Origin of the sequence: Olivibacter ginsenosidimutans (genome assembly GCF_039542865.1) — a bacterium.
Taxonomy (GTDB): Bacteria; Bacteroidota; Bacteroidia; order Sphingobacteriales; family Sphingobacteriaceae; genus Olivibacter; species Olivibacter ginsenosidimutans.
Genome location: NZ_BAABIQ010000003.1, coordinates 411,091 through 430,881, shown reverse-complemented (window position 1 = coordinate 430,881; position 19,791 = coordinate 411,091). Strand labels below are relative to the sequence as shown.

At 37.6% G+C, this 19,791-nt stretch carries 20 protein-coding genes; 11 read left to right on the top strand and 9 right to left on the bottom strand.

Features of this window, described 5'->3' with window-relative positions:
* The first annotated feature begins 3 nt into the window (after positions 1–3).
* Positions 4–813, top strand: coding sequence for a hypothetical protein (locus ABD930_RS03165; RefSeq protein ID WP_345230236.1), 810 nt, complete (start codon positions 4–6; stop codon positions 811–813).
* 225 nt (positions 814–1,038) lie between these two features.
* A complete protein-coding gene (locus ABD930_RS03160) occupies positions 1,039–1,947 on the top strand; it encodes a glycosyltransferase (protein ID WP_345230235.1) in 909 nt (302 codons plus the stop codon).
* Here the strand turns inward: ABD930_RS03160 and ABD930_RS03155 are convergent, their stop codons facing one another.
* The gene (locus ABD930_RS03155) at positions 1,948–2,769 is read right to left on the bottom strand and encodes a DUF5672 family protein (RefSeq protein ID WP_345230234.1); all 822 of its coding nucleotides are present in this window, start codon (positions 2,767–2,769) and stop codon (positions 1,948–1,950) included.
* Positions 2,770–2,778: 9 nt separating this feature from the next.
* A complete protein-coding gene (locus ABD930_RS03150) occupies positions 2,779–3,750 on the bottom strand; it encodes a glycosyltransferase family protein (RefSeq protein WP_345230233.1) in 972 nt (323 codons plus the stop codon).
* Positions 3,751–3,961: 211 nt separating this feature from the next.
* Between ABD930_RS03150 and ABD930_RS03145 the strand changes: the two genes are divergently transcribed.
* Positions 3,962–4,855: a glycosyltransferase gene (locus ABD930_RS03145; RefSeq protein WP_345230232.1), complete on the top strand. Its 894-nt coding sequence runs from the start codon at positions 3,962–3,964 to the stop codon at positions 4,853–4,855.
* On the opposite strand, the gene ABD930_RS03140 is transcribed toward ABD930_RS03145, so the two are convergent.
* Genes ABD930_RS03140 through ABD930_RS03130 form a run of 3 tightly spaced genes read right to left on the bottom strand, consistent with a single transcriptional unit; the run spans position 4,835 to position 7,601 of the window.
* Positions 4,835–5,812 carry a glycosyltransferase gene (locus ABD930_RS03140; RefSeq protein WP_345230230.1) on the bottom strand — a complete coding sequence of 326 codons (978 nt, stop codon included), beginning with the start codon at positions 5,810–5,812 and terminating at the stop codon, positions 4,835–4,837. The two genes, ABD930_RS03145 and ABD930_RS03140, sit on opposite strands and share 21 nt — an antisense overlap.
* Before the next feature lie 13 nt (positions 5,813–5,825).
* Complete coding sequence (locus ABD930_RS03135; protein ID WP_345230229.1) at positions 5,826–6,746, bottom strand: glycosyltransferase; 921 nt, start codon at positions 6,744–6,746, stop codon at positions 5,826–5,828.
* A 36-nt stretch (positions 6,747–6,782) separates the two neighbouring features.
* Positions 6,783–7,601 (bottom strand): hypothetical protein, encoded by an 819-nt coding sequence (locus ABD930_RS03130; RefSeq protein ID WP_345230228.1) that lies wholly within the window; start codon positions 7,599–7,601, stop codon positions 6,783–6,785.
* A gap of 133 nt (positions 7,602–7,734) precedes the next feature.
* Here ABD930_RS03130 and ABD930_RS03125 point away from each other — a divergent pair, with 133 nt between their 5' ends.
* A complete protein-coding gene (locus ABD930_RS03125; RefSeq protein ID WP_345230227.1) occupies positions 7,735–8,559 on the top strand; it encodes a glycosyltransferase family 2 protein in 825 nt (274 codons plus the stop codon).
* Between the two features lies 1 nt (position 8,560).
* On the opposite strand, the gene ABD930_RS03120 is transcribed toward ABD930_RS03125, so the two are convergent.
* The gene (locus ABD930_RS03120) at positions 8,561–9,559 is read right to left on the bottom strand and encodes a glycosyltransferase family 2 protein (protein ID WP_345230226.1); all 999 of its coding nucleotides are present in this window, start codon (positions 9,557–9,559) and stop codon (positions 8,561–8,563) included.
* 137 nt (positions 9,560–9,696) lie between these two features.
* On the bottom strand, positions 9,697–10,104 hold the full coding sequence (locus ABD930_RS03115; RefSeq protein WP_345230225.1) for an RNA-binding S4 domain-containing protein: 408 nt from the start codon (positions 10,102–10,104) through the stop codon (positions 9,697–9,699).
* Positions 10,105–10,211: 107 nt separating this feature from the next.
* On the opposite strand from ABD930_RS03115, the gene ABD930_RS03110 reads away from it, so the two are divergent.
* The 7 genes from ABD930_RS03110 to ABD930_RS03080 all read left to right on the top strand — a co-directional run bounded on the left by ABD930_RS03110 (position 10,212) and on the right by ABD930_RS03080 (position 17,119).
* Positions 10,212–11,030 (top strand): 2,3,4,5-tetrahydropyridine-2,6-dicarboxylate N-succinyltransferase, encoded by an 819-nt coding sequence (locus tag ABD930_RS03110; RefSeq protein WP_345230224.1) that lies wholly within the window; start codon positions 10,212–10,214, stop codon positions 11,028–11,030.
* A 10-nt stretch (positions 11,031–11,040) separates the two neighbouring features.
* Positions 11,041–12,030 carry a glycosyltransferase family 9 protein gene (locus tag ABD930_RS03105; RefSeq protein ID WP_345230223.1) on the top strand — a complete coding sequence of 330 codons (990 nt, stop codon included), beginning with the start codon at positions 11,041–11,043 and terminating at the stop codon, positions 12,028–12,030.
* Positions 12,023–12,586 (top strand): L-threonylcarbamoyladenylate synthase, encoded by a 564-nt coding sequence (locus ABD930_RS03100; RefSeq protein ID WP_345230222.1) that lies wholly within the window; start codon positions 12,023–12,025, stop codon positions 12,584–12,586. Before ABD930_RS03105 ends, ABD930_RS03100 begins: the two co-directional genes overlap by 8 nt.
* A gap of 70 nt (positions 12,587–12,656) precedes the next feature.
* Positions 12,657–14,069 carry a CCA tRNA nucleotidyltransferase gene (locus ABD930_RS03095; protein WP_345230221.1) on the top strand — a complete coding sequence of 471 codons (1,413 nt, stop codon included), beginning with the start codon at positions 12,657–12,659 and terminating at the stop codon, positions 14,067–14,069.
* 184 nt (positions 14,070–14,253) lie between these two features.
* Complete coding sequence (locus ABD930_RS03090; RefSeq protein ID WP_345230220.1) at positions 14,254–14,874, top strand: IS1096 element passenger TnpR family protein; 621 nt, start codon at positions 14,254–14,256, stop codon at positions 14,872–14,874.
* Positions 14,875–14,904: 30 nt separating this feature from the next.
* A complete protein-coding gene (gene miaA, locus ABD930_RS03085; protein WP_345230302.1) occupies positions 14,905–15,807 on the top strand; it encodes a tRNA (adenosine(37)-N6)-dimethylallyltransferase MiaA in 903 nt (300 codons plus the stop codon).
* A 307-nt stretch (positions 15,808–16,114) separates the two neighbouring features.
* Positions 16,115–17,119: an outer membrane beta-barrel protein gene (locus ABD930_RS03080; RefSeq protein ID WP_345230219.1), complete on the top strand. Its 1,005-nt coding sequence runs from the start codon at positions 16,115–16,117 to the stop codon at positions 17,117–17,119.
* Here the strand turns inward: ABD930_RS03080 and ABD930_RS03075 are convergent.
* Positions 17,116–17,499 (bottom strand): septal ring lytic transglycosylase RlpA family protein, encoded by a 384-nt coding sequence (locus ABD930_RS03075; protein WP_345230218.1) that lies wholly within the window; start codon positions 17,497–17,499, stop codon positions 17,116–17,118. The genes ABD930_RS03080 and ABD930_RS03075 overlap by 4 nt on opposite strands.
* Positions 17,500–17,501: 2 nt before the next feature.
* Positions 17,502–19,772, bottom strand: coding sequence for a GH92 family glycosyl hydrolase (locus ABD930_RS03070; RefSeq protein WP_345230217.1), 2,271 nt, complete (start codon positions 19,770–19,772; stop codon positions 17,502–17,504).
* Positions 19,773–19,791 lie beyond the last annotated feature (19 nt).

The window sequence follows — 19,791 nt, the reverse complement described above, 5'->3', positions numbered from 1 at the left end:
GCGGTGGCCAATCAATATCTGTCAATTGGTAAAATTAAATACACTTCGGAAACTGGGAATACTACATTCACGGCAGGATTAAGTTTTCAACGATTTGATGGGTCTACCACTGTTAAAGTGCAGGCTATTGTAGTTATCGATGAAGGAGGAACTGAATCAGCTATTTCAGATAGTTTATTTGTCAGTACCTCTAATTTCACCCAAGCCACTTATTATACACCCATTATGGAAAAAACGGCCACATTGATAGCCAATCATAAAAAAGGCACTGTAAAAGTTAAATGGCGCTATTTTGACACCTATACAGGAGGGACGAATCCAAAATGGTCGCCTTATTATTATGCGGATAAAACTTATGAGACCGTCAACACGGTAATCCCACCAGGTAATCCTCCCGTTAGCAATTCTACTTCAATATATCGCTATTATAAAGGAGGTCAATATTCGGCGGATCATTTTTACACTCAATCCAACGTTCTTCCAAACGGATACGTTTTTGAGTTCATTGAGTTTTATGCGTTGACTATTCAAAAGTCGGGATCAGTCCCTATTTATAGATATTATAATCCAGATACAGGAGACCATTTTTATACTGCTGTATCCAGCAATTCAACATTTCCCTCTTATAATTTTGAAAAAATAGAATTTTATGCTTATCCAACTCAAGTAAATGGAACAGTTCCCGTTTATAGGTATTATAGCCCGACTCTAGGTGATCATTTTTATACAACACATTATAGTGCGAATGGTTATACTGGAGGATATTATCTTGAAAAAATTGAATTCTATACTTATGAAGGCGAAAGAGATTAACTTTTTAGCATATTTAAGTAAAAATACTATTTAATTTCCCTCTACCGACCTAGATCCTCTAAATTCACATTAGCATTCCAAATATACCTAAAGATAATTGGGAGGCAAAATAGATAGAAGTATAGCTCATGACAAAAAACGCATCATGAAACAAGGTATAAGATTATTTATTATATTGACATCAAAAAATCAACGTGTTCTTTTGTTTATGAAAAAGGCAAGTCTATGTTATCTATCATAATTTCTTCTGCAAGTAACGCTCTACTTTCTCAGATAAAAGAAAATATTCAACGAACAGTAGGAATACCCTATGAGATTATCATCTTCAAAAATAGTACTGGTTTAAAAGGGATTTGTGAATTATATAATACTGGAGCTATCCAAGCAAAATATGATATTTTGTGTTTTATGCACGAGGATATCCTTTTTGAAACATTGAATTGGGGACAAAAAGTGATTAACATCTTTAAAAAAAATTCCAATATTGGGTTATTAGGCGTAGCGGGAAGCACTTATAAATCACTAACTCCATCGAGTTGGGCCCCTCCTTTTGCATTCGATAAAACTCCTTGGCGAATCAATATAAAACAGTCTTTCAAAAGAAAAGATTGTCCCGAAAAGTATGACTACGAAAATCCCGAAAACAAAGAAATTGAAAGAGTTGCTTGTATTGATGGTGTTTGGATGTGTAGCAGAAAAGAGATTATACTAGAACATCGTTTTGATGAAGATTTATTAAAAGGCTTTCACGGCTATGATATTGATATCTCCCTAACGATTCATCAAAAGTACGCTGTGTGCGTAACCTACGAGGTTCTATTAAAGCATTTTTCGGAAGGGAACTTCGAAAATAACTGGTTAATGGAAATCATTAAAGTTCACAAAAAGTGGTTAGCAAACCTGCCAATAAATGTAGAAGAGTCTATCGAAAATGGCCCATTAGATCTACAAGAACAAGAAGCATTACATCACTTTATATTAGCTATTATTCCAAAATCCCTATTGCCTGTTCCGCTGTCTGTTGGTTATATCCACAAGCTTTTTCTTCTAAAGAAAATACCATTTTCAATATATGTAAAAAGCATCAAAAGAATTGTTAAACAAAAATTGATAAAAACTATATCGAATAGGTAATTAAACCCTATACCCAAAATTTTCCTCAAAAATAGATCGCCAAAAATCGATATGTTTATCCCAAGCATGGCAACCAAAAGGTAACACGGAGCCATTCTCTTTAAATAGTCTTTCGGGATGATTTTCTATTGAGAATTTTCTGGCAATGCTGGCAGCGGGAATGTTGAGTTGTCTTATTTTTCGATTAACTTCTATACTCCAAAATACATCCTCATTAAAATGATGATCCTCCATCTTACTTAAATATTTCTCAATAGCTTGCTTCTCTCGTTTTGCTATGTGTAGAAATTTGTCCACTTTACGTAAAGAAAAACCTCCATTTCCAACCCCATTTTCAATTTGTACTCGATGAATGCTTGTTTGATCCTTATTTTGAATATCAAAAAATCTATAAATTCGTTTTAAAAAAGCCATTTTTGTAGCCTTCACTAGATCCGGATAAGGTAGTTCAGGAGGCCATGGAGCTCCAATATAATCATAACCGCTTTTGCACCAATATGCTAGTTCATCTTTAAATACAAATGCGTCCAGTTGGTGAATGAGTATGAATTCAGTTAAAGGAGCAAAAACGTTGTAAAAATCATCACTCATCATCAAACGATTGTATCCTTCAATACCATCGAAATAATGATCATGAAATTCGATGATTTCATCTACTTCGCGGGGAATATAAGCGTTAGATAGTCTTTTTGGTTTTATAGCAATAACGGTATATTGGCTTAAAACTGATCTACATTGCTGAAATGAAATCTTTTCATAGCTAGACAGCTGCTCTTTGTAAAAAGGTATAACTACTGCCACCAAACTTCTTCGAACTCCCATTATAAAAATTTATTGATTTTCACCATCAAGTTTGGTAACAAGCCATTCAAAATGTTCTTGTAAATAAAAATCAAATCCATTTTCTCCTTCGGGTATTACATTCGGAGCTTCATAACAAACTTCTAATATACGGGGAACCCTTAATGCCTCAGCAACGGAATAAGGAAAAGATTGATTACCGATAAAAAACTTACAGCCAGCAATAATCTCAGCCATTTCCTTGAAATCTTCAACTTGTTTCCACTTGATATGAGGAATCACCTGGAGTATGTCCTTATATTCACTTTCAATACCTAAAAATAATATATTCTTATGTTTCTTTAAAAAAGAATAGGATATGTGTGGATTTCTATAGCGCTCACTCCTAGCTAGCACGATATAACTTTTATATGTGGTATCTGCTCTTACTGAAAGCCATGCGGATGACAAATCTGGATGAACTCCTGTTGCATAGCTATACCATCGAACAATACTTCCTTTTTCAAGTTGCAATCCTAATTCTCTAAAAGAATCTAATGTAATATCGACTCGCTGACCCTCATAAATTGCTGAACTAGTTAAGTACTCCACATTTGATAATAAAGGTACCAGCATATTAGCCATCTTCCGATTTAACATGACAGATCCTAGCGGATGGGTATAATGCAACGCTAAGCTGTGGGGCTGATCCAAAATGAGATATAAATTAATCGGCTGCTCAATGTGTTTTTGTATTTCTTTTATAGTTGGTAAAGCATATATAATATCACCAGCATTACCTGCGTGAGAGAAATTTAATGAGCCTTGTTTTTTAGCAATTGTTATAATTGCATCTAAATTCAAAACACCGTATTCAGATCGGAAACTATTCAGGGTAGCTTCTCTATCCTTAACGGTTTTGTATTCAAGAAATTCACGTTTATATTTTTTGTACGCTTTCCTATTACTAATTTTTAAAAATAACTTTTCTAACTGATTTATAGGCTTAAACGATTTCGGCATATCCTTTTATTAAAATAAACGTTAAAACGAGTAATATCGATACAGTAGTTAGTTAAATTGGAAAAATACAGTTATTCTTTCTTTTAAAAAAATCATGCTGTCATCAATAATTGATCAAGACCACGAATTTACGATGCTAAAAGTTACTTTGCTGAAAGAAAAAACATTTTTTATACTTTTACCACCTAATCTTTTTTAAGCTCGTATCAATATGGTTTCTGTAATCATCGTATCGATAAATCCTGATTTTCTAAGAAAAGTAAAGGAAAATATTGGTGATACCATCGGTATCTCACATGAAATCATCGCTATTGATAACACGCATTCAAACTACGGCATATGCCAGCTCTACAATGCTGCAGCACAGCAAGCAAAATTTGAAATCGTTTGTTTTATGCACGAAGATATCGTAATCCATACGGAGAGCTGGGGCAAAAAGATTGTAGACTTATTTGGTAACCATCCAAATTTGGGTCTTATAGGTGTTGCAGGATCAGCCTATAAAACCTTCTCCGTCTCAGGATGGGATATATTAGGTGATGATAAAAACGTTCGCTTTATTAACTATATACAGGGATATAAATTTTTAGATAAAGAAAGTGATCATCAACACGCTAATTCTACCAAAAAAAATTTGACTGAGGTGGCAGCTGTTGATGGCATGTGGATGTGCACAAAACGATCTATTGTGCTATCATATCCTTTTGATGAAGAAACCCTGAGCGGTTTTCATGGTTATGACATCGACTTTTGTTTAAGCCTATATAAAAAATATGTAATAGCGGTTACCTTTGATATATTAATCGAACACTATTCGGAAGGGAATTTCGACAAAAATTGGTTTAGAGAAATCATAAAAGTGCATGAAAAATGGCGGTCAATTTTACCCATCAATTTAGCTCAAATAAGAAAACGGGAAATGGAGATATTCGAAAAACGAGCTTTTAAACGAGGATTGCCCTATTATATCGAACTGAATTATACATTAAAATCGATCTTAAAAATACTTAATAGGTTAAAATTGCTAAAACTTATTGGCCGTCTTACCTATTTAAAACTATACTATGCAACGATCAAGTCATTCCTATTCTCTAAACAGCGTTAGACCCCTACATTCTTTATAGATTTTAATAAGATAGCTTACTGTAGATTTCTTTTTATAAATTGAAAAAATCTCTCGTCTATTCATAAACAACGTAAAAAATAATTTAAAACTAAAGCCTTTATTTGCTTTCTGCTTAAGGCCGTCTATTAATGCGTTAATAAGCGTGTTGTCCTTAACCGTGTTTTCTTTAAAAGTTGCCAGGGCTTTAAGATAGCTTATTCTTTCGCTATTTATTTTGCGAAGCCTCTCCAATTTGAAGCGTCTAATTTCTTTATTTTTTCCGATAGTAGATTGAACGTAAGTGTAGGACTCAGGATGTTTTCGATGATAGGCAAGGCGCTCATTAATATATTTTACATTACCTATGGTTAAAGCTGCATAGGCAATCCAATGATCGTAAGGTATTCCCTCTGGAATCGGAAGGACGTTGCCAAGTAGCTCTTTGTCAAACATCATGGCATGACCAGGCACACAATTATTATACATCAGTGGTTTATTGCTGGAAGTGGATAATGCGCCGATAGTGTCAGACGTATTCATTTCAGCAATCAATTTATCATCTTCATCTATCAAAAATGAATTATGGTAAATAAGTAGATGTTGACCTATTTGCGAAATAAGTTGTGAGATTTTATTAGGCATCCAGACATCATCTTGATCAGAAAAAAGCACGTAATCTCCATTACAGAGCGTCATAAGTTTCTCAAACGTTCTTACATATCCGATATTCTGAGCATTACGATACAACATAATATCTGGATATATTCTTTGCTTTTCTTTTAACTGGACAAATGTATCATCAGTAGAACAATCATCAAGAATAATAATCTCTTTTGGATGGTATGTTTGATTAATGATAGAATCTAATTGCTTACACACAAACTTGCTACCATTATACGTTGCCATTAAGATACTAACCAAAGGGTTAGATGATTTGGATGATGCTCCAGTTTTCATCTTTATACTTATTTTAAAAGCCTGTTTCTCTGAAAACCCATTTGATCTTCGAAAACCAAGAAAACTTTCTAATATAAGTGAAATCGGCTATGTTTTTAAATAGGAATAACGCCAACCGTACTCTCCCTTGGAAATTAATGCTGTTCTGATAGTACAAAATTGCTTGATTAATACGGTATTTTAGTTGGCCGGAACTTATCTGATTAAACATATTCAATTGTTGTATTCTGTCTATTCGACTGTATTTTCCTTTATCTATTCGAGTAACGCTTTTTTGGTGTATTCTATGCTGTACAAGCTGTTGAAGAGAAAAGTCTAATTTTCCAATTGATGAGGCACAAAAAGCTAACCACCAATCATAATAAATTCCATTTGGAAATAGGGGTATTTGCTGATAAAATTTCTTCCTAAATAAACAGGTATGGCCAGAAATACAATTAAAAAAAAGGAAATTTATACCACATTTGCCTCGAACAAAACGATGATGGGTAGTCGTCGATTTTCCAAGAGCAATACCATTTTCATCGATGTACAATGAATCATGATAAATTAACGAGGAATCTCCTATCAAATCCATTTGTATTTTTATTTTTTCTTGAGCCCATAAATCGTCTTGATCTGCAATCGCAATAAAATCTCCTTGGCATTCATCTATGGCTATTTTAAAGCTCTTATTTACTCCTACATTAGAATCATTTATCCATAGTTTTATTCTTGTGTCATTCTCCATGTGACTTTTGATGATCGATACGGTTTCATCACTGGAATGGTCATCAACTATTACAATTTCCAAATTCGTATAAGTCTGGTTACTTATTGTAGTTAACTGATCTTTCAGATATTTAGCTCCATTATATGTGCATAATGCTACGGAAACTAAAGGTTTGCCATTAAGGATTTGTCGGTCACACGTATTCCTGTTGCTGTTTTCCATAAAATCAAAAACAATAATCTACTTATTAATAGCTTATCAACGCTTTAGTCGCTTTTTTAAACCATTGTACATCCTAGCAAAAAATAAGCTGATGGCATTTCCCAACAGTAGACGTTCTAGCCAATTTCCAGACAAATGAAAAACAGTAGTTGGCGTCTGTATCCATCGTGTTCTAAAAAATGAATTGTATTTCTGAATTAACTTTCTACGTAAATTCAAATATTCTTGATCTACTTTCCCCCTACTTTTATGTAACAAATGAAAATCAATTGCGTAGCACATTTTACCATTAAGCTCTGCATGTAAACAAAGATCAACCGCATACAAATGAAAACCTTCTAAGTCATCAGAAACACTAAGCAGTGCACTATTCTTAATCACTAAAAAATTCTCGTCCAGCGCTGTAACTCGATGAGGGAAACTTCCTTTGTTAGCAAATGCACCATCTGGATAAGATATATGGTAAACAATATTATTAGGTCCTAAAGCACCTGCATTTCCACATACTGCCCAATTAGCATCCATCTTTTCTAACAAGCATATTTTCTGTTGAAGTTTTACCAAATCGTCTTGGAGCAATAACACATCTTGATGGCAAACAATAATAAACTCTCCCTTTGATTGCCTTAAAAAAAGATTAATCCCTTTGTATGCTTCTATCGTATTACCGGTTGAATTATCGATGTGTAAATACTCACACCTTGTTCTATCAAAGCCCTTATTTAGAAATGACTGGAGCATTTCATTATATTCGCCCCAATCGGTAACCAATGTACAGATGGAAAATAAATAGGGATATGGTGACTGGGTTATTGGCTTCGATAACGAAGCTATGTCGTCATACTCTGTGTTCAAAATATTGCGCTGTTTAGAAAAATAGAAATATTACATAGTTCCATTCAAAATTACTAACTTTAACCAGCTTTTAATGCATAGATGTATATTAACTGTTGAGCACCTAATCTAATAAACATTACACCAATACCGTATGATCAGCATCATAACCACCATACATAATCAGCTAGCGATGAATCGTTTATTCTATAAATACATCACTAAGTATACTGATTTGCCCTATGAGTTGATTATTATCGACAATAACTCAACTGATGGATCCGCCGAATTCTTCGAAGATAAAGGAGTAACTGTTATAAAAAATCCACATAACTATTCGTATCCCTATACCCAAAATCAAGGCATAAAAATTGCAAAAGGACAATATTTGGCATTTTTAAACAATGATCTTATCGTTTCCAAAGATTGGGCTTCTAGAATTTTAGCCATTATGCAGCAAAAACAGATAGAAATTGCTTCTTTCGCTAGCAATGACTTTTTAGAGCGCCAATATTTCAAAAATTATATCCAACGTCGTTGGAAATATATAAAATACAGCCTAAGGCCAATTATTGGCACTGGTTATCTCTCTTTAAAATTGATGAATTTCCTTATGTATGGCAATTGGGAGCGTTTCACTGAAAAACGATACCGTAAATTTGGGTACCAAACATTAGAAGGTTTTAGTGGCCCATGTATTATCATGACAGAAGAGGCTATTAACAAAGTCGGGCTTTGGGATGAACGTATTCAAGAAGCAGACTTTGATCTCTATTTTAGAACAAAAATGCGAAAACTGTCAAACAACGATATACAACCCGTACAAACGGCTTTGGGCATTTATTTTCATCATTACCAGCGGTTAACGTTGAAATCCAAACCGAGGCCTTTTGCCGACGCCAAAAACATTATCCCATTAAAAGATAAATGGGGAAAGCAAATCAATTGGCTACTGAAAGACATCGGCTCTTATACGTAAGCTAATATACTCTGACAATTTGTTTAGTGCGCAATGTTTCTCTCAAAAAAGCCATTACATCTAATAAACTAAATCTCGCGCGGTTGGATTTAATGGTGCCAGGATATTGATTTTTGGCAGCTATGATATCGTTCCTTCGTTTGAAGAACTCCACATAACTTTTCCATATCCAAAAATTTCCTACCAATAACATGGGAAGCAAATCGATTAATATAATGCGCATGAAATAAATATACAATTGAGGGCCTTCCATATGTAACGCATGCAACATAAATCGGTTACGGAAGTAAACTTGTTTTACCCACCTAGCTGTCTTATATTTTTTGGTGCTTGCAGACACTTGATGGAAACAAACGGCTTCATGCTCGTAATAACATTTCCATCCCATACGCCAGGCCCTTAAACCTAAATCAAGATCTTCATAATAAAAGGGAGAAAATAGTTCGTTAAACCCACCGATTTCCAATAACTTTTTACGATCAACCAAAGCATTAGCTCCAGACAAATAAGCCGTATAAACGTTATTATCATTGACCGTATAAAAATGTCGATTGGTTTTTAGCTTACCGCCGTAAAGGTCCAACATCCGTGCAGCGTCCTCTATCTTTTCACCATTTCTACTCATGATCCGCCCCATTACTCCAAATGTGTCTTCCTTCTTAAAGTATTTCCACTGCTGATCAAAATAAGTAGGGGTTAATTTAACATCTGAATTAAGTAATAAAACCAGATCATATTGAGCAATAGCAATACCCTGATTACACGTATAAGAAAAGCCTCTGTTTTCTTGGTTAACAAGTATTTTTATCTGCGGATAATGATTCTGAACAAAATGAACAGAATCATCAGTAGAACAATCGTCTACCACGATAATCTCGTAAGTAGCTGCAGCATGATGAAGTGCTTCAACGGTGTATGGAAGGTATTCTTCCAATAACCTAATGCCATTATAGTTTGGTATGATGACGGATATACTTTTGTTTATTCGGCTTCTTATCATTTACAAACAATGTTTGTTGTTTTATATTATACGTTGAATCGAAGAATATCGCTACAATACATGTTAGTTTTTTCTGTCTACAATCACAATTTATAATATTTCTCAGACTATGCAAAAACCCTGCCACCACCTATAGCCTATTCTCCCTCATCCGAAAACCACTCTTCCTGTAAGTCATCAATCTCCCGTCGATCTTTCTTCGTTGGCCTACCGGTACCCCGATCTCGTCTTAATACCGGCGCATGAAAGGTTGATTTATAACCATACGTCTCTTCCACAGGGGTAAGATCTTCGTAATACGCAGCAGCGGTTTTTGCATCTACACGCCGCTCGAGTAAGTCTATCACCTTAATCACTTTTTTTTCTATGCCCTTTTGGATATGATAGGTTTCGCCAATTTTCACTAAGGCCGAAGGTTTACTGTTTTGGCCATGAAGCTTTACTTTTCCAGCCTTACAGGCCTCGGTAGCCAAACTCCTCGTCTTAAAAATACGAATGGCCCATAAGTATTTATCCAGACGGAGCTTTTCTATAGCATTGCTCATGGGATACAAAAATAATATTTTTTATCGAAAGCGTAAAGCGTAGCGCCTAAAGCGTAAAGCTATATCAATAAAATTTGCTTTCTTTGCTTTTTAAATCGATTACCAAAATGACTGCAGAATTAAAAAAACTTGTTGAAGAAGCTTGGGAAGAAAGACACTTAATAGAATTTAAAGAATATCAAGAAGCTATTGAGACTACTATCATGCAATTGGATGAAGGGATATTACGTGTAGCAGAAAAAGTCGCCGGTCGTTGGCACATCAACGATTGGATTAAGAAGGCCGTTATCTTGTATTTCCCCATTCGTAACATGACAGAAACGCACGTGGGGCCTTTTGTATTTTATGATAAAATGAAGCTCAAAACCAATTATAAAGAAGCTGGTGTACGGGTAGTGCCTCATGGTTTAGCACGCTATGGAGCGTATCTCGCAAAAGGGGTCATTTTGATGCCCTCTTATGTTAACATCGGTGCCTACGTTGACGAAGGCACGATGGTAGATACCTGGGCCACTGTAGGCTCATGTGCCCAGATTGGTAAAAACGTACATTTAAGTGGTGGTGTAGGTATTGGTGGGGTATTAGAGCCTGTGCAAGCTGCACCGGTCATTATTGAAGATAACTGTTTTCTTGGTTCTAGAGCTATTGTAGTAGAAGGTGTACGTGTAGAAGAAGAAGCTGTATTAGGAGCAAACGTCGTACTAACGGCGTCAACCAAAATCATTGACGTGACAGGAGATATTCCGAAAGAATACAAGGGAGTAGTTCCTGCTCGTTCGGTCGTTATTCCGGGATCGTATACCAAGAAATTCCCTGCCGGCGAATACCAAGTACCCTGTGCGCTGATTATTGGTCAACGCAAAGAATCGACTGATAAAAAAACGTCACTTAATGATGCACTTAGGGATAATAACGTAGCGGTATAGCGCCATTTGCATGAAAATTCTGGTAAGACTTCCGAATTGGCTAGGAGACGTGATTATGGGTACTGCTTTTATTCATGAATTACGGAAGCAGTACCCACATGCAGCAATACATGTGATCGCCAAAAAGGAACTTGCCGATATCGTGCACGGCATCGCCGGAATTTCCCAAATACACCTGTTTTCTAAAACGGTGCATCCAGGTGCCCGAGGAGCACTGCGCTTTGGGAGATTACTAAAATCGTATCGCTTCGACTTGTTTTTTTCCTTACCCGATTCTTTTTCCGCTGCCTTAATGGGCTATGCTACAGGTGCCAAAAAAAGAGTGGGTTTTAAAAGTGAAATGCGCTCTTTTTTATTTACCAAGACCTATAAAAAGCCTGATGGCTTGCATCGAGTCGAAGAATACCTATATCTATTAGAACAGTTTACTGGCAAAAAACAGGATCAACCTAGAGTGTCTTTACTGCCACCAAATGAAAAAGACACCAAACGTGACCTCATCTTGGTTAACTTTAATTCAGAGGCTTCATCCCGGCGATTGCCTTTGGATAAAGCGGTTTCCTTAACCAAGAAGTTGGCTCAGGAACTTCCCGATTGTCAATTAGGTTTTATTGGGTCTCCTAAGGAAAGTGCGTATATTACGGCTATTCTGGCCCAAATTCCGTCAACAGGCCGTGTCAGGAATTACGCCGGAAAAACATCACTAAAAGAATTAATGGTTTTGTTAGCCTCCTGCCGTATCTTGTTAAGTACCGACTCGGGTCCGGCTCACGTTGCCAACAGCTTCGACACCCCTTGTCTCGTACTTTTTGGGGCGGGTAATGAAAAAAACACGAGGCCTTATAATCAAGACCATCTGCGTATCATCCGAGCCGGAAAACTGGCTTGCGAACCTTGTGTTAAAAATACGTGTACCTTATATCCAACTCCTGAGTGTATGCATTTGCTGGATGAACAATTGATTATCGACGAATTAAAAGCGGTTTTGACCCATGAATAACGATATTAATAAATCACTTGAAGTCCTCCATGCTGGAGGCATCATCCTCTATCCTACAGATACTATTTGGGGACTCGGCTGTGATGCCACCAATCCGCAAGCGATAGAAAAAATATATCAGCTAAAAGGCAGAGCAAAAGACAAAAGCTTAATTGTTTTATTAGAAAACGAAAACAGGCTCATAAGTTATGTACAGGAGGTGCCCGAAGTTGCCTATCAGCTTATTGAATATACGGATAAACCACTGACGATCATTTACGATGGTGCCAAAAATCTAGCACCTAATTTATTAGCTGAAGATGGAAGTATCGGTATTCGTATTGTTAAACATCCTTTTTGTGAGCAGTTGATCAAGCGCTTTCGGAAACCCATTGTCTCTACTTCTGCCAATATCAGTGGGGAAATTTCTCCTCAAAATTTTGCAGCTATTAGTGACGCCATCAAAAGTGGTGTAGATTATGTGGTACACTATGGGCAAGAAGATACCACACCGAAACAGGCTTCTACCATTATGAAACTCGATACTAGCGGAGCTTTCTCCTATATTCGAAAATAAAATAGTTCATCAGATACAAAAGCAACCCACAACTGGTAACTCGCAACTATTTTCGTATTTTCGCCACATAATGAAAGAGCACTTACATCTTCCTATTTTTAAAACGTTGCGTGATTTAGCGGATGTACACCAGGTAGAAATTTACGTTATCGGCGGTTACGTACGGGATCAATTAATGAAGAGGCCCTTCAAAAATGATGTAGACATTCTCGTTATCGGAAGTGGTATTGACTTTGCCCAGAAGGTAGGTGCCAAATTAAATACCAAAGTAGCCGTTTACAAAAATTTTGGTACGGCAATGCTTCGACATAACCAGTTGACGATTGAGTTTGTCGGTGCCCGCAAAGAGTCTTATCGATCAGATTCACGCAAACCAATCGTCGAAGATGGCTCTTTGGAAGATGACCAAAAGCGCCGGGATTTTACGGTAAACGCTATGGCTTTCAGCTTGAACAAAGCTAATTTTGGAGATTTGCTCGATCCGTTCAATGGTGTCAAAGATATCCAGCTACGCACCATTCGTACACCACTTGATCCTGAAAGTACCTTTTCCGATGACCCGTTGCGCATGATGCGCGCCATACGCTTTGCCGCGCAATTAAAGTTTAAAATCAGCACGGCAACTTTCAGTGCCATAAAAAAACAACGAGAACGGATTAAAATCATTTCTAAAGAACGAATTACCGATGAGCTCAATAAGATTATTGCCTCAGAACAACCAAGTATTGGTTTCAACTATCTTTTTGACACAGGCTTACTTCAGCTTATTTTTCCATTAATGGCGCAGCTGCAGGGCATTGAAGTGATCAATGGAAAAGGACATAAAGATAATTTTTACCATACATTAGAAGTATTGGATAATATTGCTGAACTAACGGATGATCTTTGGTTGCGCTGGGCAGCAATTTTGCACGATATTGCTAAACCTGCAACCAAACGATTTGACCCCAAAATAGGTTGGACTTTTCATGGACACGAAGACCGCGGTGCACGTATGGTACCTAAAATTTTTACAGAACTAAAATTACCGCTGAACGAAAAAATGAAATTTGTCCAGAAAATGGTTTTGTTACACCTAAGGCCAATCGTATTAGCACAAGACATTGTAACCGACTCTGCCGTCCGACGTTTACTCTTTGAGGCTGGCGATGACATCGATAGCCTGATGAAGCTTTGCCATGCAGATGTTACGACCAAAAACGAGTATAAACGCAAAAAATATCGCGACAATTTTGAATTGGTTAAACAGAAGTTAAAGGATGTAGAAGAGCGTGACCAGATTAGGAATTGGCAACCACCAGTAAGTGGCGAAGATATTATGCAAATGTTTGGCCTACCACCCGGCCGTGAAGTAGGCATCATAAAAAATGCCATTCGGGAAGCAATACTAGAAGGCGAAATTAAGAACAATCGCCAAGAGGCCCTTCAATTTATGGAAACAAAAGGAGAGAAACTGGGTTTATCTGTACAGCGTAAAACGTGATTAGCTTCTAATTGCTGGAGACGATCTGCAACTACGCTTTTCGCTTTTTTTTAGCGCACATCCAGTATTAAGACACTAAGGTGGCTTCCCGATTCGTAGTTTTTTTGCTTCTGGCTTTTTGATTTTTTAATTTTGACTTTTTAATTTTTTAATGATATTAGCGGTTTAAAATAGGTTTTCTATCATGGCTATTTATAGGTTTAGAGTTACATTTGAGGATTATGATGAAATTATCCGTGAGATTGATATACAATCTACCCATACGTTTTTAGATTTACATCAGGCCATTCAACAATCAACAGGCTATAATCCAGAAGTATCTTCTTCCTTTTATATTAGTAACGAACAATGGATGAAAGGTGAAGAAATTGCCTATTTGCCCAATGCCCGAAAGAAGGAAAAAGGTATAGCGCTTATGGAAAGTGCTAAGCTGAATAAGTTTATAGATGATCCGCATCAAAAGTTTTATTATACCTATAATTTTGAACGGCCTTTCGACTTCCATGTGCAATTGATCAAGATTTTACAGGAAGAAAAAGGAAAAACCTACCCTTTAATCACCAAGTCTGTTGGAACGGCACCAAAGCCTTTCGGCGCAGCAGTAATCCCTACCGAAGAATCGACTACCAAGAAAGAGGATAAAGAAGACTACGACTTTCTCAATGAAACCGAATATGGTATTGACGATACGGAAGATTTGGATCTTGATTTAATGGACGATGAAGAAACACAAGAAGATGCTGAGGAAAAGGACGACTTCTCGGGCGAATTTTCAGATAACGAGAATTTTGAAGACGACTATTAATTAGCCAATTGGCTAATTGGCTAATTAAATATTATCAAAACACTCATCACCATAGTAGGTCCAACAGCGATAGGCAAAACAGCTTTGGCTATTGAAGTAGCGAAGGCCTTTCAAACCGTTATTATATCTGCTGATTCCAGACAATTTTATCGAGAGATGACTATTGGAACTGCGAAACCGACAGCAGAAGAGTTGGCTGCAGTTCCCCATTTCTTTATTAATTCATTAAGTATACACGAAAACTATAGCGCCGGAGACTTTGAGCGGGAAGCCCTAACTAAAATCAATGAATTATTTCTGGAAAAAGATGTCCTAGTGCTAGTGGGTGGCAGCGGTTTATTTGTTAATGCGGTTTGTATAGGTCTAGATGACTTACCAAAACCTTTGCCTGGTATTCGAGATAAACTAAACCAACGCTATCGCGACCAAGGCCTAACATGGCTACAAACCGAATTAAAACGCGTAGATCCGGCATATTATGCCGTTGCAGACATTCAGAATCCACAACGACTTATTCGGGCGCTTGAGGTTTTCGAAAGTACAGGAAAACCTTTCTCTTATTTTAGAAAGGAGCAACGGAAGTCTAGACCATTCAATTGCCTCATGGTTGGCCTGAACACCAATCGGGAAATAGTATATCACCAGATCAATAAACGGGTAGACCATATGATGCAAGAGGGTTTATTAGCAGAAGTTCAAGACTTAGTTCCTTATCGCCATCTCCCACCACTGCTAACCGTGGGGTATGTGGAATTATTTGCGTATTTAGATCATAAATACTCCTTAGAAACGGCAGTGGAGAAAATAAAACAACATACCCGCCAATTCGCTAAACGACAAATTACGTGGTTTAAAAAAGACGAAAAAATCCATTGGTTTGAGCCAAGCGAAGTACAGAGAATTATTGCTTTTATTAGATCGGCATTAGGCTAAGCCTCTTTTATCTTTTTACGCCATTTTTTTATTTCATATGCTTGCACGAATAAAATAAATAATTTACATTTGGCCACTCATAAATGCAAACGCTAACTCATTATAAATTTAAAACTTTCAAGGGAAGCCTCTGTGAGGTTTCCCCTTGAAAGTATCAAATTTTATTCCCTCCTTCCCCGATTGCAACTTTAGTTTACGAACATATTAAAACGTGCTTAATTGGATTAAAACTTTTTTACGCCTCCTTTGTTGTTAGTATCGTATACATCACAATATTTAACCAACGGATAAAATTTTTCGCTTTATTATGAAATTTATTTTTATTACATACCTCCTCATCCTTTCCTGTTTTTATTTAACAGATGCACAGGAGCAACAAAACCGTAAATTCTATATAAAAGCGGGTGGTGCTTATTTTATCAAAGTCACACCTGTTGAATTTCCAGCCATTGGAGGGCAACCTGCAAGGGACCGAATTTTTAATATTATTCCAGGCAATCCACCTACCCAACAAACAGTTTCTGAAAGTACCATTACGGGGTCTTTCGGTGAAGGTTGGCGTTTTGGTATCACTCCGGGTTATCGTTTCAGTAACATTCTTGGTATTGAAGTAGGTATCAATTATTACCAAAGTCGATCACAGGATATGATGCGGCAACAAGGATACATGGAAGGCAGTGAAGTCCTTCAGTTACACAGCTCGGCTAAAGCAAAAGCATTTGACGTTGCACCGGCTCTAGTTGTACATATCCCAAACCATACGGCATTAAAACCTTATACTAAAGTAGGACTTATCATTCCTGTTGGCGGATATATGGAAAGCATCACTACCGTAAATGATCTTACAGGCAGCGTGGCACAAAGCATGAATTTACTGCCAACAGATTTACCACCGAACGCTATAATGATTTTAACGGACGTAAATCGTGTTGATCACGTTAAAGCTAATCCTACGGTGGGTTTCCAAAGTGCTATTGGCTTTGATTGGGCAATTCATAATCAATGGAGTCTATATGTAGAATTGGAATATCGGAATATTTCGGTTGGTTCACGAAAAAAGGATCTTGATCAATTAAGTGGCGAATATACAATCGTCAATAACGGACAACCAATTGCCAATGGTTCGCTAAGTACTGAAACAGCAAGCGAGAGCAGTAAACAGGTATACTATCACAAAACGATTACCGAGCACGATAATGTTGCTGGAGCGGACGGCTTTGATCCTAACAAACCCGCAGACGATCTGACATCTTATGTCAATATCGGCGGTTTAGGTATAAATTTAGGCGTTAAAATGGCTTTTGGAAATTAATGACGCGACTTCTTTTTATACGTAATCTCAACGGGAGCAGTGCCTGATTGAAGCATACCTAAACGACGGGCCGCCTTTTTGGATAAATCTATTATTCTGCCGGATACAAAGGGGCCACGATCATTGATCTTTACTTTCACCGTACGACCATTATTCAAATTTTTAACCTTAACCTTTGTGCCAAAGGGTAAGGTTTTGTGAGCGGCCGTTAGTTTATGTTGCCTGAATTTTTGACCGCTCGCAGTACGCCTGCCTTTGAATTCATCGCCATAATAGGAAGCACCTCCTGTTTGATGCAATCGCGGCGCACATGCCATCAATAAAAGCAAGCAGGCACCATAATAAAGTACCTGTTTGTTTACCCGTTTAGCGTATTTCATGTTTATCTTTCGGTATCAATAGCCGATTGAGGCCAACTTTCTTTTTTCTTGCCCCATTTTTTATTTGGCTTGTTTCCCATAATAAACTCTATTTCCCCTCCCTTTAGTATATCGGTATGCTTAAAATAAGTTTTATCGTATTTCTTTCCATTAAATTTTACTTCTTGCACATATATATTTTCTTTACTGTTATTAACGGTTTTACACCGTAATGCTTTTCCATTCCCTAGTTTAAAAACGACTTCATCCGCAACCGGACTTCCGATCACATATTCACCACTAGCCGGATTAGCCGGATACAAACCTGCAATACTCCAAACTGCCCATGCACTCATCTGTCCACAATCTTCATTGCCGGCATAACCATCGGGTTGATCATGATACATCGAATCAACAATCTGCCGTACGCGTTGCTGAGTTTTCCAGGGCTCACCAATAAAATCGTACATATAAGCAATATGATGGCTGGGTTCGTTGCCATGAGCGTATTGACCAATCATTCCGCTTACATCTGGTGAAGTATTTCCTCCTGTTAAGTGAGAACTTACAGCAAATAAGGAATCTAATTTCTCACTCAATTTAGTGTGACTACCGTAAAGTTTAGCTAAACCACGCACATCATGTGGTACGAAAAAAGAATGCTGCCATGCATTTCCTTCTACATACTGGGCTTTAACTTCATCGTGTTCTGACAAATACGGATCAAAAGGAGTTGCAAAACGACCATCACTGTTTTTCGCTCGCATAAACCCTGTCTGTGCATCGAAGATATGCTGATAAGCCTGCGCCCGTTTACTAAACGTTTCATAATCGGCCGTTTTTCCTAATTGCTTAGCCACTTGTGCAATGCACCAATCATCGTAACCGTACTCTAGGGTTACACTGGCACTATGCCCCATTTTATCCTGCGGCATATAACCATATTGAATATAATAAGGTACCCCTCTACCCTTTTGATAAGCCGAAGCCAACATGGCTTGATAAGCTTTCTCTACATCAATTCCGGGTATCTTTTTTAAAATGGCATCCGCTAAAACCGGAATAGCATGATAACCGGTCATAGTATTGGTTTCCCAAGTACTTAAATCCCAAACAGGTAACAAACCGTTCTCATCATAAAAAGCTAACAGGCTATTCACTATAGCTGTATATTTTTCTGGTTGAGTGAGCGTAAACAGCGGATTTAAAGCCCTGAAGGTATCCCATAGTGAATAAGCAGTATAACGCTGATTATTACCAACCATCTTATGAACTTCGCCCTTTGCATTCTTATAAGTGCCATCGGCATCTGAAAACAATGTCGGAGCGATACAAGTATGGTATAAAGCGGTATAAAAGACACGATTTAATTTACTATCCGTAGAGGATAGCTGCACTTTTTGTAACTCACGTTCCCATTTATCCTCAGCTTCTCGCTTAACCCGATCAAAATCCCAATCCGGAATTTCCTGAAGCGCTTGTAGCGCATGCTGCTCATCTGTCATAGAAAGCGCTACTTTGAGTGCTACATTTTTCTGTTGTTCATTAAAGACCAATTGACTAGAGACGCCCTTTCCCTTTTCTTCAGTCTTTGCTGCTTTTATTTGCGCAGATTGTATGCCGTATCCAGAAAGGATAGCTTCTTTAAAGGATACGGACGTACGAAGGGCAAAATATACCCGCTGCACTTGTGCCCAACCGGTAGAATAGCGATAGCCTATTAGCGTAGAATCGTCTAACACCTTAACGTAGGTCTCTGTAGGTGCATCCCAATTAAGATTAAAAGCCAAATCTAACCGGATAACAGGGATACTTCGTGCAGGAAATTGATAACGGTGAAGACCGACCCTTTCCGTAGCCGTTAATTCGACGCCAATCTGATTATCTAGCTGTACACGGTAATAACCAGGAGAGGCTTGCTCATGGTCATGGCTAAACGTTGCTCTTAAGTCGCCCGGCTCCCCTTGTACAGGTTGAAGCATCGGCATTACGGAGATATCTAACCAGTCGCCTATGCCTGTACCGCTTAAATGGGTATGGCTAAACCCGACAATATGATTGTCACTGTAATGATATCCGCTACACCAATCCCATCCGGCAGTTCCATTGTCTGGACTTAATTGCACCATGCCAAAGGGAACGGTTGCACCAGGGAAGGTATGTCCATGCCCACCCGTTCCTATAAAAGGGTCAACGTAATCTATCAACTTTTTCTCCTGGGCACTTGCTCCTATGGATAGGCTCAATAACGCACTGCATGCGATCAAAGAGATCTTTTTATTCCTGTTAAACATTTTCCACGTGTTATAAATC